We start from the raw sequence: 343 nt of genomic DNA on the forward strand, positions 1-343 counted from the left end.
GTTCACCCTCAAACTGACCAAAACGGATCTGCCGGTATCGCAGCCGATTGATACCAGCGAGCTGAAAAACCGCCACCTGCTGCTCATCGAACCCAATCTGCAGGCGGCCAACGTACTGCAGCAACGCCTGCTGCAGGCGGGACTGGATGTCACCTACCGGGCCGATATGCCGGAGGACGATGTCGAACATCACGACTTTGCCCTGCTCTGCCTGTCTCCGGGCGAACAGCCGCCGCTGGCAACGATTCTGGATAAAGTCTTTAAAGCCGAGCAACTGGCCGACAAAGTCTTGGTGTGTCTGCCCACCACAGAACTGGCGTTGTCCGAACGCTTGCTCAGTGCC

1 pseudogene is annotated in these 343 nt (G+C 58.3%); it reads left to right on the top strand.

From position 1 onward, the window contains the following. Positions 1-343: pseudogene (locus tag ACYP03_RS24985) on the top strand (two-component sensor histidine kinase BarA); the annotation flags it as partial.

It is taken from the genome of Photobacterium sp. R1 (assembly GCF_054600795.1).